Here is a 13,825-nt window from a genome sequence, read left to right as displayed (position 1 = left end):
CCTGACTCCTGGACGAATTTTGGCAATGTTCAAAAGCAAACTCCATGCCGTTTGGTCGAACGCACCATCGGGCAAGGCTCCCGGCAACTTTCATGCACTCAATACTGCGTTTAAACCATTTTCAGCATCCGCTGGTGCACCAAATTGGCGCGTAAAGCGCTCTTTGCGTCCGGACCGGACCGTTCCTGCGGCGGCACGTGGCTTGCTTGAAAGCCTGCATCGCAGTCACCACGCCTTGCTTGCCAGCCTATCTCGTCAATATGAAAACATTCCATTGCGGCCGTTGCCAGCATCACGTTTTTTTCGAGAACGTGAAATGCGAATCCTGTGCGGCGTTGCTGGGCTTCGTCCCTGAATTGTCCGAAGTTTGCGCGTTCGAACCGGCTGGCGACACGGCCGGCGATCCGTCCGGTATTGCGCTGTGGCGTGCGTTGAATCCATCGGCGAACGGTGCACTGTTCCGGCAGTGCAATAACTACGCGCTGGAGAATGTTTGCAACTGGATGATCCCGGCCGATTCGCCGGACATATTGTGCCCGGCTTGCAGCCTGACGCGAACCATCCCCAATCTTTCCCAGCCTGACAATCGCGTCTACTGGTACAAGCTGGAGACGGCCAAGCGGCGCTTGCTGTTTGCGCTCTCGGCACTCGGCCTGAACACGGATTCCAGGCGGACCAATCCGGACACCGGTTTGCAGTTCGAGTTTCTTGAGGACGGTGACATGGGGCCGAAAGTCCTGACCGGTCACGACAACGGCCTCATTACGATGAACATAGCCGAAGCCGACGACGCGCTGCGTGAACGCATGCGCGCGGAAATGCACGAGCCGTACCGCACGCTGCTGGGACATTTCCGGCATGAGATAGGACACTACTATTTCGACCGGCTGGTGACGAATACCAACTGGGAAGCGCCGTTTCGAGAGATGTTCGGCGACGAACGCGTTGACTACGCCCAGGCGATGCAGGCGCACTACGACAATGGACCGCCGGCCGACTGGGACCAGTCTTATGTGAGCGCCTACGCCACCATGCATCCGTGGGAAGACTGGGCGGAGACGTGGGCTCATTACCTGCATATCGTCGATACGGTGGACACTGCTGCCGCCTGCGGATTCAAGCTCGATCCAAAGTCCGACAACGAACCGTCGCTTACCGAGATCGAGCCGATCGAGAACACCAATTTCGATAAGCTCATGAAGCAATGGTTTCCGCTGATGTACGCATTGAACAGCTTGAATCGAAGCCTGGGGCTGGCCGATGCATACCCGTTCACGCTCTCGCCGAAGGTCGTCGCCAAGCTGCGTTTCGTGCATAAAGTGATAGCAGGCGCCGGTGATCGGAAACCAGCGAACGAACCGAACGCTGACGCTCAGCAAGAAATCAAGCCGGAAATTGAGCAGGGAATTAACCAGGGAATTGAGCAGGACCCGCAGGACCAGCCGGCGGCAACCGGTTGATCGGCAATTAATCAGGAGTTCGACATGTTGAACTCTGTCTCAACCATCGCCCTTGCCGAGACACGCCAGGGCGAAGCCGGTGGCTCCACGGCCATTCACGCGCCCAACCCAAAAAGGTCAGTCCGATGAAGCTCCGCGTTGGTTACGAACTGGTCTATGAATGCGTGCAGCCGACTCCGATGCTGCTGATGCTGAACATGCACGCGTCACGTGCGCAGAACATCCTTGTCCCCGACATCCTGAGGGTTGACCCGCGTGTACCCTACTCGCAGTATCGCGACTCGTTCGGCAATCTGTGCAGCCGGCTGGTCGCGCCGCAAGGCTGGCTCACGCTGTCCACGCAGGGTTTGATCGACGTGCCGCCTTATCCGGAGTTGCCGGAACAAAACGCTTATCAGCATGCCGTTGAAGCGCTGCCCGACGAGTGCATGCAGTTCCTGCTCGGCAGCCGCTACTGCGAGACCGACCTGCTGTCCGACGCCGCCTGGCAGATGTTTGGCCATACACCGCTCGGACGTGCCCGGGTGCAGGCTATTTGCGACTTTGTTCATCGGCACATCCGCTTTGATTACAACTGCGCGCGTCCAACCAAGACGGCATTTGAAGCGTATCGGGAAGGTGTGGGCGTATGCCGGGACTTTGCGCATCTGGCCGTCGCGCTATGCCGGGCGATGAACATTCCGGCGCGCTACTGCACGGGGTATATCAGCGACGTCGGTTTGCCGCCGCCCTATGCACCCATGGATTTCTGCGCCTGGATCGAGGTGTATCTGGGCGACACGTGGCACACGTTCGATCCCCGCAATAACGCGCCGCGTACCGGCCGCGTGTTGATGGCGCGAGGCCGTGACGCCGCCGATGTCGCGTTGAGCAACACCTTCGGCGCCACCACACTGGTGAGGTTCAGCGTGGTCTGCGAGCCTCAATAAAACAGCACGGCGTACTCAAGCAGGCTCAGCAAGGTGCGGGCGCCGTACGAGCCAGCCGATGAAAGTGGCGGCCGAAATAGATCAGGCTGTCGCCGTCGCCCCGCACCACGATGTCCGCCACTTCCACGAACATCACCGAGTGCGAGCCCACGGTCTTCGTATCGACAATACGGCCTTCGAGACTGGCGAGCGCATCGCGGAGAACGGGCAAGCCGAGGCGTCCCGCGGTCCACTCCTGCTGCTCGAATCGCTCGTTCATCGGCAGCCTGGTCATGCCCGCGAAATGGCGCGCCAGCTCCTGGTGATCAGCGGGCAGCACGTTGATGCAGACGTTGCCGTTGCCCGCGAGCACGGCATGCGCAGAGCTTGACTGGTTCACGCAGACAAGCATGGTCGGCGGTGTGTCGGTGACCGAACACACCGCGCTTGCGGTCATGCCGCAGCGCCCGCGCGGGCCATCGGTGGTGATGATGTTGACCGCCGCGGACAGGTACGCCATGGCCTCCCGGAACAGCTTGCGGGTGCTTTCGTTATTCATGTCTTGTTCCCCGGTTCACGCGAATACGCCTGAATGCAACGGACTCTGTCGAGAGTCCCGCTGTGCCTTGTGCGTTGCCGTCGGGTCGCTTCGCCGGGAATGGCGAGCTGCAACGCGACCGTGGGAAACGCTGACCAGGCGGCTGTATCCGGTAATGGCGGTAGATTGCCGCGATCCCGGCTGACCGGTATGCCTGCTGGACCACATCCGCGGATAAATGACCGGGGAACGGCCACGCGGCATCGGCCGGCAACCCGGCGGATGCCGCAGTTCAGCGCGTGGGGAGAATGGCTGCCGGACTACTTGGCAAACAGCGAGGCGATGTTCGCAAACGCCTTGATCTCGAGCGCGTTACCTGACGGGTCCAGGAAGAACATGGTCGCCTGTTCGCCGACTTCGCCCTTGAAGCGCACATGCGGTTCGATGATGAATTCCACCCCGGCCGCCGTGAGCTTGTCCGACGCCGCTTGCCACTGGTCCATCGGCAGCACGACGCCGAAGTGCCGGACCGGGACCGCATCGCCGTCTACCTCGCTCGTCTTCCGATGACCGATTTCGTCCGGTGCAAGATGAGCGACGATCTGGTGCCCATAGAAATTGAAGTCCACCCAGTCGGGCGCGCTACGGCCTTCCGGACAACCAAGCAGGTCGCCATAAAACGCACGGGCGGCCGCGATGTCGTGAACCGGAAAGGCAAGATGAAAAGGGGAAATGGCAGCAGTGGTATCGCTCATGGCGGGGCCCGGATATTGATTGAGTAAGCCGTCTTCGACGACACGGACACGTTCTGTCCGCGCCGCCCTCATGACGTGTGCAAAATGAATGTCACGCCATGAAAGACAGTGTAGGGGCAACGATAATAGTTGAATAACGATAGTTTTTTTGGCTCAGCATCACTAAAATCGATCGATTAAAATCATTGAACTGGTCGATAAAACCATGATGCGCGAGCTGAAAACCTTTCTGGCCGTGGTGCGTTTTGGAACGTTCGCGAGTGCAGGCGCGCATATCGGGTTGACGCAATCGGCTGTCAGCGCGCAGATCCAGCGGCTGGAGGAAGACCTGGGTTTTCCTCTGTTCGACCGGACCGGCCGCTCGGCCACGCTCAACGCAGCGGGCAGGCAGACGGTCGATTCGGCCGAGGAATTGTTATCGGTCTACGCCCGCCTCGCCGCACGCGGAGGGACTGCGGAACAGTCCGGCCTGCTGCGGGTCGGGGCTATTGCTTCGGCGCAGGCGTCGTTTCTGGTCAGTGCCATCGAATTGTTCCGGCAGACCTCACCCGGGTGGCGAATCCGCGTGGTTCCCGGGGTGTCGCTCAACTTGCTGGCGCAGGTGGACTCGGGCGAAGTCGATGTCGCGGTGATCATCAAGCCCCCTTTCGCGCTCCCCGCCGAACTGCACTGGCGCACCCTGCTCACCGAAACCTTCGTGCTGCTGGTCCCGAGCGAACTGGCGGACCGGCCGTGGCGCTCGCTGCTCAAGTCAGAGCCGTTTATCCGATACGACCGGAGTTCCTTTGGCGGCCGTCTCGTGGACCGCTTTCTCAGGAGGATTCGCGTGACGGTGCAGGACGTGGTCGAACTCGATGAATTGCAGGGGATCGTCGGGCTCGTGGCTCACGGGGTAGGTATTGCGCTTATCCCGCAGTCGTCCGCGTTGCACATGCCGGAGACCGTCCGTGCCCTGTCTCTCGGAGACGAGACCTTCGTTCGCGAAATCGGCCTTGTCCAGCGACAGACGCGAAATGAGCAAACCGTCACCGTGCAATTCGCCGGGTCTGTCTGCGCCGTTCTGCCTCGATGAGAGATCGAGAGATGCCGGCTTTCAAGTCGTTTTGAGTGCGGCCTTGATTTGTTGAACGATAGGTCATAATATCCACGCATGACAAAGTCTTCCTCCTTGCCTCAGTCTGCCGAGCGCTCACAGGAGCGCGGGCGCCCCCGTGAATTTGATCTCGACGAAGTCGTTGCTTCCGCCGGCCGGGTGTTCTGGGAGGGGGGATATCACGCGACCTCGGTCGGGACCTTATGCGATGCGACCGGGCTGCTGCGTGGCAGCCTGTACGGTGCATTCGGTGACAAGCACGGGTTGTTGATTGCCGCGTTCGAACGGTATGCCGATGGCGCGGTTGCCCGGCTCAAGGAGCGTCTTGAAGCCGATCTGCCGCCGCGTGAATGCTTGCGGGAGGCGTTGCTCCACTACACCCGGCTCAGCGCCGACCTCGCCGGGCGCCATGGATGTTTCATCACCAACGCGGCGCTTGAACTGCTTCCCGCCGACGACGTATTGCGGCCTTACATCGAAACTACCCTCCAGCGCATTGGTGCTCAGTTGACTGCAGCCGTGATCCGCGGTCAGCAAGCCGGAGAGTTCAATGCGGATCTCGACGAAAACACCGTCGGCACTTTCTTGTTGTGCATTGTGCAGGGACTGCGGGTGCTGGGCAAAGTCGAGGTAAGCGAAAAGAAGCTGGTTGGCATCGTCGACATGACCCTGCGCGCGCTGCTCTAAAAATTTTTTCCTAATTTTTGAACGATAAGTCATGAATAAATTATTCGAGCATCAAGCGACTGCCGCAGGTCAGCCGGCTTCGGTCCCACGCGTACCCATTGCCGCCGTGCGCGCCGGATACCTGAAAGGCGTGCTGCTATGCATGAGCGCGACCATCCTGATGGGCATCATGTTTCCCATCATGACAAGCGCACTGCGGCATATCGATCCATTCACGTTCACGTCGTTGCGCTACCTGATTGCCGGCAGCGCGTTTCTCGTCCTGCTGCGGGTGAAGGAAGGCCGAAGCGCATTCCGGTTTAGAGGAGAACCTATTGTGCTTGCCTGGTTGCTGGGTTCGATCGGCTTTTGCGGATTCGGTTCGTTGGTCTTTCTTGGCCAGCAACTGGCCGGACGCGACGGCGCGCTGACTGCATCGATCATGATGGCAACCCAGCCGATGATGGGCCTGATCGTGAACTCCGTCGTGCGCCGGGTCCTGCCGCCGCTGTATTCGTTTCTGTTTATCCTGATGTCGTTTGCCGGGGTCGCACTGGTGGTGACGAAGGGCGATATTGCGGCCCTCCTGAGCGAGCCTCGGCACTACTCGGCGAACGCGTTGATTGTGGTGGGTGCGCTGTGCTGGGTGATCTACACGTTCAGTGCGTCGTACTTCAAGACATGGTCCGCGCTCAAATACACGACCATGACAACCTGGCTCGGCCTGACTACGATCATGGGGCTCAACCTGCTGTTATTTGCGCTGCATGTGATGCCCGTTCCGACCGCGGCCACGTTGATCGCCATCCTCCCCCACCTGCTTTATATGGGACCTGTGGCAGGTTTTATCGCCATTCTGTTCTGGAACATGGGGAACAGGATCCTGACGCCGCTCAATGGCGTGCTGTTCATGGACGTGCTTCCCGTGACCACCTTTGTTGTGTCGGCGATCAGCGGATTGATTCCGACACACATGCAGATTGCAGGCGCCTGCATGACAGGCGCCGCGCTGATTCTCAACAACCTTTATTTGCGCCGCCGCGCGCAGCGCCTTGCGGCGAGACCGTAGAAGCGCACCGCTACCAACGGGGCAGCGGCCTTATCAAGCCCGCCGTCAGGCGAGCTGGAACGGCGCCCGTGGTACTGCCTCTCCGTCCACGCAGGCTATTGCCCAGGCGACCGCAAAATTCGTGGCGGCATTATGCGAAGCGAAGCGGCCGAGCGTGCCGTGCGAACGTTGATTTCCATGCTCGTCCCGAATGATCACGAATGAATCGAAGGCGCCCTGCGCGGGAGCAACCACGGGCCGTATGGTCGATCCCCGGTATTGCATTTCCATATTCAACTCTCTCGGTTTAGTTTGAGGCAATGGAAGCAGGAATGAAAGCCGCAACGTTCCCGACGTTGAAGCATCGATGCGCAGTGCATACGAATCAATATGTCAAAATGCGAACCAAACCCCGGGTAATCGAATTTTGCGTGCACCCGTTCTTTCAATTCGAGCGGTCACGCGACTCAAGCACCACGGTCAAACTGCCGTGTTCACGCATTCGAGTATTCGCTGCACGATGGCGTGCTGGTTCGGCGTCAGTTCTGGAAAACGCGCCAGATCAATGACACGCTTGCGCCAATAAGCCTGGCCGAATACCGAACCGCGGCCCTCTTCACTCCAGCGCGGAACAATCCGCTCCAGGTGTGCAAGCTCCTGCTCAATTAATAACGGATGCCGGGCGGCGTTTGGAAAGGTCTGGTCAAAGCTCACGGCTCATGCTCCAGTAATAAAGACCAAGCACCCGACAGTACCGCGACTTTATCTACAGCGAATCCCCAATTTTGAGGATTTTCCCTAGACGGAAAACTCTAGTAATTAATTTTATCTGAAAACCATAAATAAGGGTGCATAGATGCACCGCACCAGCGTCACAAACGGCCGTTATAGGAAAAAGCGGAATACTGTCCAGAACGGGAGATAAGCAAACTGAATTCAACTGAGTTTGCATGCCAGGATGACATTATCGCTGGATTTTTTATGGATCAGTTATTCGAACGCCATGTTCTAATTAAAGCAACACGTTGGTTGCGCGCAGCATTCGACGAGGATTATTTTCTGCTCGTTGATTATTTATTAAAGTGATTTTAGACTGCGCGGCGCGTTACCGGCCGTTCGTCTGCACTGCGCGAATCAGCTTGGACCTGCTTCCAACGCCCAGCTTATGGAAAGAACGGTCAATATGCGTACGGACCGTTGTATAGGAAATGCCCAGCCGGAACGCGATTTCCTTGTCGAGCAAGCCTTCGACCACCAGCCGGACCACATCCCGTTCTCGCGCCGTCAGGTTCTTCAGCACGTCTTCTGAAATCGGCCTGGCTTGCGTCCCGGACGGCTCCGTCAGCCCTGCTGCGATGCGGGCTCGTGCGAGCGCTGCGGTAAAAGCCGGGCGAATGAACTCGGCCATAGCGAGGTCATGATCGGAGAAATCATCCCGATGTTTGCCTCGCCAGATACGCAGGTCGCCAATATTGGCATCGCCGGCCCACGCATAAACGTTCATGCCCCAGTGCAGACCGTCACGACGCAGAAAGTCGTTGAACAGTTCGGTCCGCATCAACTCGCCTTGCGGAATCACATTGGTCACACGAACCGCCTCGCGGCAGTTTTGCAGCCTCGGGGTCACGGTATCGCGGTACTGATAGTAGTGCTCGTACTCGGACAAGTTGTCTTCGGACATGTTGAACGAGACCCGATTAACGAATTCCTTCTTCGTCTCGTCCCAGACATATGACCCCAGGTGGTCCGCACGCAGCAAGCTGAGCATGCGCATGCCTACTTCCTGCCGCATCACCTGCTCAGGAAGTGAATCGGCAAGCACAGCGAAGATGTCGGAAACCAGGCTGGTTTCTCGGCTCGTCAAATACATTTCACGGACATGCTGGTCGGTCCCGGGTTAATAGCTCGCCTACATTTTCTCCGCGCGCAAGCCACCACATTTTGAAATACTGCTTCGCAGACTACACGGACGATATTGCTGATTCAAGTCTGTTTTATTCGTGCCGTTAACGAGTTAACCGTTATTTCATCTGACGAGCCAATCACTCGAATGTATCGCGAAACGGAGGCAATCCAGCCCGCCGCCAGACAGTCCCGACTCCTGCAAACAGGGAAATCCTTCTGCCAAATGGGGAAATGCATGGCCTTCATTCCGAATCTACGTCGTCGCAAACCCGTCATTACAGCCGGTGACACTCCTCCCGCTGAGCGCCCGAGCTTTGGTTATATCGATACCCTGTTCGACTACGGTGCATTGCTCGCCGCGTCGCCGGATTCACTGGGCAAACTGCCCGCGGCCGATAACTCGACGATTGCGATTATTGGCGCGGGTATGAGCGGGCTTGTGTCTGCGTATGAACTGCTGCGTGCCGGCGCTTCGAACATGGTGCTGTACGAAGCGTCCGGGCGCATTGGCGGGCGGGCCTGCAGCATTCCGTTTACGAGCGAGGCACCCGCATTCCTGGCCGAACTCGGCGCCATGCGTTTTCCTCCCAGCGAGTACAGCCTGTTTCATTATCTCGATCGCTTCGGGATCCAGGCGAACTCGAATTTCCCCGATCCGGGCCAGGTGCTGACCAATCTTGGCTATCAAGGACAGACCTACACGTGGCCGGCGCACGGCAACCCGCCCGATATGTTCGCGACCGTCCATGCGGGCTGGAGCGCGTTCATCAACGACGGTTTCAAGCCATCCTCCGGACCGGCCTTGCTCGCGCCGGTTGCCATCACCGGGTTGTTGCGCAACGGACAGACAGGGGCGGCGCGGACCGCGTGGCAGGCGTATATCGACATGTTCGGTAACCAGAGTTTCTATAGCGCGCTGCAGACGCTGTTCAGCGGCGCGAATCCTCCCGGCGGCAAGCAATGGCGCAACCCGGACGACTACCAACTATTTGGCGCGCTGGGCGTGGGGTCGGGTGGACTGGGACCTATGTACCCGGTCGCTTTCCTGGAGATCGTGCGCCTGATGGTCGATGAACTCGAAACCGACCAGTTGTTTATCCCGGCCGGCATCGAATCGCTGGCGGATGCATTTAGCGCGCAGGAATTCGGTGGCCGCTCGATTGCGCAACGTGTCGTCAACACGCCGGTTTCACGCGTCACCCGTAGTAGCGAGGGTGTGATGCTCGCGCTGGCGGATGGGTCGGTCCAGTTCGCCGACCGTGTGATCGTAACGGCCAGCACACGCGCGATGCAGATCGACATGGCGTTGACCGGACCCGCGTCGGCGCTGTCAGCGCAGCAGCGCTCGGCGGTCGATGACGTGCACCTGACCAGTTCGTCGAAGGTGTTCGTGATGACGCAGCGGAAATTCTGGCTGGACGAGAACCTGCCCGCGAACATCCAGACCGATACGCTGGTACGCGGTGTGTACTGTCTCGACTATGCCCCTGCGGACCCCGATGCACCGGGTGTCGTGCTGCTCAGCTACGCGTGGGGAGACGACGCCATCAAGCAACTTGCGCTCGGCGACAATCAGCAGCGCGTGCAGCGGCTCGTAGCCGACCTGGCACAGACCAATGCCGCGTTTGCGGAGTATGTCGTGCCGATCAATAACGACTACCAGACCTACGTGAAGACCGTCGACTGGGATCTGCAGCAGGGTTATTACGGCGCGTTCAAGTTGAATTTCGCCGGCGGCGATGCCCAGAGCCAGCAGCTGTTCTTCCAGTTCCAGGACAGCCTGCAATCTGCGACGGACCCCTTCATCTATCTGGCCGGAGACAGCTGCTCGTTCACTGGCGGATGGGTGGAAGGCGCGCTGCAAACGGGCATTAATGCGGTGTGCGCCGTGATCCGGAGCCTCGGCGGCAGTGTCGTGCCGAACAACCCGCTGGACAATATGTCGCCCCAGTACGACTACAGCGGTGCATCGACCGGTGAGAACCGGGAGGCCAGCGGCTGGCGTTGAAACCCGCGTTCGCCGCGCGTTGATCCAAAAAAAGACCCGCACAAGGCGGGTCTTAGTCTCTCAGTTTCGTATGGCGGAACGCACGGACATTCTCGGGCACGTTCGCTTTGCCATCGGAGTGCGGTGTAGACGGTGAAGCCCCCCGGCTTTGTTTAAGAACTTAACTGATTAACAAGCATTCTGCATCCTCATTTATGAGGACACGAAGCGGCTGGACAAGCGGACCGAGAGGCTGCAGGTTTCGGCCCGGATTCCGGGTTCGCGCCGCTTTCGCCGATAAGTTGGCCGATGCTCAGGCGGTTTCTTTCAACGACGCCATGTCGATCACGAAGCGATATTTGACATCGCTTTTGACCATGCGCTCGTACGCCTTGTCGATCTCGTCCATCCTGATCATCTCGATGTCCGACGTGATGCCATGCTCGCCGCAGAAATCGAGCATTTCCTGCGTTTCCGCGATTCCGCCGATCAACGAACCTGCCAGCGCACGACGCTTGAAAATGAGGTTGCCGATTGCCGGCGACGGATGGGCATGCTCCGGCACGCCGACGAGCGTCATGGTTCCATCGCGCTTGAGCAGCGCTGTGAACAGGTCGAGGTCGTGGGAGGCCGCGACAGTGTTGAGAATGAAATCGAACGAGTTGACGTGTTGCGCCATCTGTTCCGGGTCTTTCGAAATCACAACCTCGTGTGCGCCAAGCCGCTTCGCGTCCTCAACCTTGCTGGCCGACGTGGTGAACAACACCACGTGCGCACCGAACGCAGCCGCGAGCTTCACGCCCATATGACCGAGCCCGCCCAGCCCGACAATTCCGACCTTCTGCCCGGCCTTGACGTTCCAGTGGCGCAGCGGCGAGTAAGTGGTGATCCCCGCGCATAACAACGGCGCCACGGCGGCGAGGTCGAGGTTCTCGGGAACACGCAGCGTGAAGGCTTCGTCCACCACGATCGACTTGGAGTAGCCGCCATAGGTCACGCCGCCCGTGTTTTTGTCGGGCGCGTTGTAGGTACCGACAAAACCGCTGCCCTCGCAATACTGCTCGAGACCTTCCAGGCAAGACGGGCAAGTCCGGCACGAATCCACCATGCAGCCGACACCCGCCAGCGTGCCTACCTTGAACTTCGTGACTTCAGATCCGACCTCGGTCACCCGGCCGACAATTTCGTGTCCCGGCACGTTCGGGTACACCGTACCCGCCCATTCGCCGCGCGCGGTGTGCAGGTCCGAATGGCACACGCCGCAATAGAGGATCTCGATACGGACATCGTGCGGACCGGTATCGCGGCGATCGAAGGCGAAAGGGGCAAACGGCGCATCGGCGGAATGCGCTGCATAGCCATAGGTCTTGTACATGGTGTGGTCCTTGAAATGGTTCGTGTGTTTGTTGCTTGTTCTTCGCTTGTTCGTCGATACCGGAGCGCGCTGTCCGCTCAAAACCGCGAACATCCGCGTGGGCAGACAACCCTGGCCTGTGTCACAACGGCCGGATCGACAGGCGAAAAACTTGGTGGAGAAGGCTTCTTTGGGCTGACGACGTCTGGAACCGCGCCAGGCATGATCCAACTTTGCTTGTATCGACATTGCCCGGTTGTGCGGTTGCACAATCAGAGACGCAATTGCGCGCACGCCCCGGGATTCGTTTCCAAGTCTGAATCTGAATCCGGACGCCCGGAACATCCGGGTGCCCCTTCGCAGAACAGTATGCGAATTCCGGATCAACCGCTCAATGGAAATATTGCGATTTCACAATTCCAATTAATGGAATGTCGTGTTGCAGCAATTCGCGGATTGATATCGGGGAGTTATTTGCAGAGGCGAGACGCGCTGCTCGCGCATCGCCTGGTCGTGATCAAACCCGATATGCGCCATCATGCATTGAATCGATCGATACGGCATCATCCTGACGGACTTCCGGTGACGCCTTCATGACCGGTAGCCAAGCCCTTGCAATTGTGAAAACCGGCTTGCCACTCTCGTGTACGATGGCTTCACATCGGGCCCCCGGCCAAGCCAGGCGTGACAGAGAACGCCATGCCGGGAGCACGGTGCAATAACCGATAACCGCGCGCATGAGCCGGAGTTGCGCGTCAATCTGCTGTTAGCCGTCACTGGGTGGGGATTTCCATGCCACGTTCCGACTGGACCCGTGAAGCGATTCGCAAGATTGAAGCCGACTTCAACCGTTGCGCCGATACCCACCTGATTCCGCTCGACCTGCCCGGTTATCCGGCTATCCGTTTCTATTTCAAGGACGAATCCAGCCATCCGACCGGCAGCCTGAAACATCGGCTGGCGCGATCCTTGTTTCTCTATGCGCTTTGCAATGGCTGGCTGCGCGAGCAAAGCACGATTGTGGAAGCATCCAGCGGATCGACCGCCATTTCCGAAGCGTACTTCGCGAGACTGCTCGGCCTGCCCTTCGTCGCTGTGATTCCGGCGGGCACCTCCCGGATGAAAATCGACGCGATCGAGTTCTACGGCGGGCGCTGCCATCTGGTCCCCAACGCCGCGGGCATTTACGCCGAATCGCACCGGCTCGCAGCTGAAAGCGGCGGTCATTTCATGGACCAGTTCACCTACGCCGAACGTGCGACCGACTGGCGGGCCAACAACAATATCGCCGAGTCGATCTTCAAGCAGATGGACGACGAAGAGTACCCGGTGCCTGCCTGGCTCGTGTCCAGCGGCGGCACCGGCGGCACGATCGCCACGTTGGGCCGCTATGTAGCGTACCGGCGGCACACCACGCGCATTCTTTGCACCGACCCCGAGAATTCGGTATTTTTCGATTACTTCAAAAGCACGCTGGCGGGCACGCCGGACATTGGCCTGACGCTCGATGTCGGATCGAGGATTGAAGGCATCGGCCGTCCGCGGGTTGAACGCTCCTTTATTCCGACCTGTATCGACGCCATGCTCAAGGTCCCCGACGCGTTGTCCTTTGCCGCCATGCGCTATCTGGCCGGGCGCTTCGGCCGCCGCGTCGGCGGCTCGACCGGGACCAATTTTGTTGGTGTGCTGTATCTGGCCGAGCGCATGAAGCAGGCGGGCGAACAGGGGGCCATCGTCAGCCTGTTGTGCGATAGCGGCGAACGTTATAGCAACACCTACTATGACGACGCCTGGTACCAGGCGCAGGGAATTCCCGTCGCGCAGCCCGATTCGCTGATTGCCCGCGCGGTAGCCGGCGAAGCGGTGCTGACCCAGCAAAGCGTGCCGGGAATGGCGGCGGCGGGAGTGGGGATTTGAAGCGCGGTCCTGAAGCGCGATCCGCTCGGGCGCGCTTGGGATTACACATGAGCGTAACGAGCATCCGCCTGAATCTGACCCGCCCATATGAGATTGCGTATCGACGTTTTTACGTTCGTAACCATGTCTGCGCTGATGCGGTCCGCGGTAGACGAATCAGGAAGTTACCCGCACCCAAAGCTGCATGAGCGGAC

Annotated in this window: 14 protein-coding genes; 8 read left to right on the top strand and 6 right to left on the bottom strand. The window is 59.1% G+C overall.

Annotated features, from left to right (window positions below; all coding sequences use genetic code 11):
• The first annotated feature begins 25 nt into the window (after window positions 1-25).
• The 3 genes from ABH944_RS23850 to ABH944_RS23840 all read left to right on the top strand — a co-directional run bounded on the left by ABH944_RS23850 (window position 26) and on the right by ABH944_RS23840 (window position 2,389).
• On the top strand, window positions 26-355 hold the full coding sequence (locus ABH944_RS23850) for a hypothetical protein (RefSeq protein WP_404609845.1): 330 nt from the start codon (window positions 26-28) through the stop codon (window positions 353-355).
• Entirely contained in the window at window positions 261-1,460 is a 1,200-nt protein-coding gene (locus ABH944_RS23845; protein ID WP_404609697.1) for a zinc-binding metallopeptidase family protein, read from the top strand. Before ABH944_RS23850 ends, ABH944_RS23845 begins: the two co-directional genes overlap by 95 nt.
• Window positions 1,461-1,585: 125 nt before the next feature.
• Window positions 1,586-2,389: a transglutaminase-like domain-containing protein gene (locus tag ABH944_RS23840; RefSeq protein WP_404609698.1), complete on the top strand. Its 804-nt coding sequence runs from the start codon at window positions 1,586-1,588 to the stop codon at window positions 2,387-2,389.
• A gap of 25 nt (window positions 2,390-2,414) precedes the next feature.
• Here the strand turns inward: ABH944_RS23840 and hpaC are convergent, their stop codons facing one another.
• Complete coding sequence (hpaC, locus tag ABH944_RS23835; RefSeq protein WP_404609699.1) at window positions 2,415-2,927, bottom strand: 4-hydroxyphenylacetate 3-monooxygenase, reductase component; 513 nt, start codon at window positions 2,925-2,927, stop codon at window positions 2,415-2,417.
• Between the two features lie 299 nt (window positions 2,928-3,226).
• Window positions 3,227-3,661 carry a VOC family protein gene (locus ABH944_RS23830; protein WP_097275448.1) on the bottom strand — a complete coding sequence of 145 codons (435 nt, stop codon included), beginning with the start codon at window positions 3,659-3,661 and terminating at the stop codon, window positions 3,227-3,229.
• A gap of 205 nt (window positions 3,662-3,866) precedes the next feature.
• Here ABH944_RS23830 and ABH944_RS23825 point away from each other — a divergent pair, with 205 nt between their 5' ends.
• The 3 genes from ABH944_RS23825 to ABH944_RS23815 all read left to right on the top strand — a co-directional run bounded on the left by ABH944_RS23825 (window position 3,867) and on the right by ABH944_RS23815 (window position 6,489).
• Window positions 3,867-4,733: a LysR family transcriptional regulator gene (locus tag ABH944_RS23825; protein WP_404609700.1), complete on the top strand. Its 867-nt coding sequence runs from the start codon at window positions 3,867-3,869 to the stop codon at window positions 4,731-4,733.
• A gap of 78 nt (window positions 4,734-4,811) precedes the next feature.
• A complete protein-coding gene (locus tag ABH944_RS23820) occupies window positions 4,812-5,441 on the top strand; it encodes a TetR/AcrR family transcriptional regulator (protein ID WP_404609701.1) in 630 nt (209 codons plus the stop codon).
• Window positions 5,442-5,472: 31 nt separating this feature from the next.
• Complete coding sequence (locus ABH944_RS23815) at window positions 5,473-6,489, top strand: DMT family transporter (RefSeq protein WP_404609702.1); 1,017 nt, start codon at window positions 5,473-5,475, stop codon at window positions 6,487-6,489.
• A gap of 45 nt (window positions 6,490-6,534) precedes the next feature.
• On the opposite strand, the gene ABH944_RS23810 is transcribed toward ABH944_RS23815, so the two are convergent.
• The 3 genes from ABH944_RS23810 to ABH944_RS23800 all read right to left on the bottom strand — a co-directional run bounded on the left by ABH944_RS23810 (window position 6,535) and on the right by ABH944_RS23800 (window position 8,332).
• Window positions 6,535-6,759: a hypothetical protein gene (locus tag ABH944_RS23810; protein ID WP_404609703.1), complete on the bottom strand. Its 225-nt coding sequence runs from the start codon at window positions 6,757-6,759 to the stop codon at window positions 6,535-6,537.
• Between the two features lie 189 nt (window positions 6,760-6,948).
• Window positions 6,949-7,182 carry a hypothetical protein gene (locus ABH944_RS23805; protein WP_404609704.1) on the bottom strand — a complete coding sequence of 78 codons (234 nt, stop codon included), beginning with the start codon at window positions 7,180-7,182 and terminating at the stop codon, window positions 6,949-6,951.
• A gap of 391 nt (window positions 7,183-7,573) precedes the next feature.
• The gene (locus ABH944_RS23800; RefSeq protein WP_404659513.1) at window positions 7,574-8,332 is read right to left on the bottom strand and encodes a helix-turn-helix transcriptional regulator; all 759 of its coding nucleotides are present in this window, start codon (window positions 8,330-8,332) and stop codon (window positions 7,574-7,576) included.
• A 276-nt stretch (window positions 8,333-8,608) separates the two neighbouring features.
• On the opposite strand from ABH944_RS23800, the gene ABH944_RS23795 reads away from it, so the two are divergent.
• Window positions 8,609-10,381 carry an NAD(P)/FAD-dependent oxidoreductase gene (locus ABH944_RS23795; RefSeq protein ID WP_404609706.1) on the top strand — a complete coding sequence of 591 codons (1,773 nt, stop codon included), beginning with the start codon at window positions 8,609-8,611 and terminating at the stop codon, window positions 10,379-10,381.
• A gap of 292 nt (window positions 10,382-10,673) precedes the next feature.
• Here the strand turns inward: ABH944_RS23795 and ABH944_RS23790 are convergent, their stop codons facing one another.
• The gene (locus ABH944_RS23790) at window positions 10,674-11,735 is read right to left on the bottom strand and encodes an NAD(P)-dependent alcohol dehydrogenase (RefSeq protein ID WP_404609707.1); all 1,062 of its coding nucleotides are present in this window, start codon (window positions 11,733-11,735) and stop codon (window positions 10,674-10,676) included.
• Between the two features lie 771 nt (window positions 11,736-12,506).
• Here ABH944_RS23790 and ABH944_RS23785 point away from each other — a divergent pair.
• A complete protein-coding gene (locus ABH944_RS23785; protein ID WP_404609708.1) occupies window positions 12,507-13,631 on the top strand; it encodes a PLP-dependent cysteine synthase family protein in 1,125 nt (374 codons plus the stop codon).
• Window positions 13,632-13,825: the final 194 nt, after the last annotated feature.

The organism is Caballeronia udeis, from assembly GCF_044909315.1.
Lineage (GTDB): Bacteria > Pseudomonadota > Gammaproteobacteria > Burkholderiales > Burkholderiaceae > Caballeronia > Caballeronia udeis_A.
Note: the sequence above shows the minus strand (reverse complement) of the source record. Positions and strands in the feature narration are given on the sequence as shown.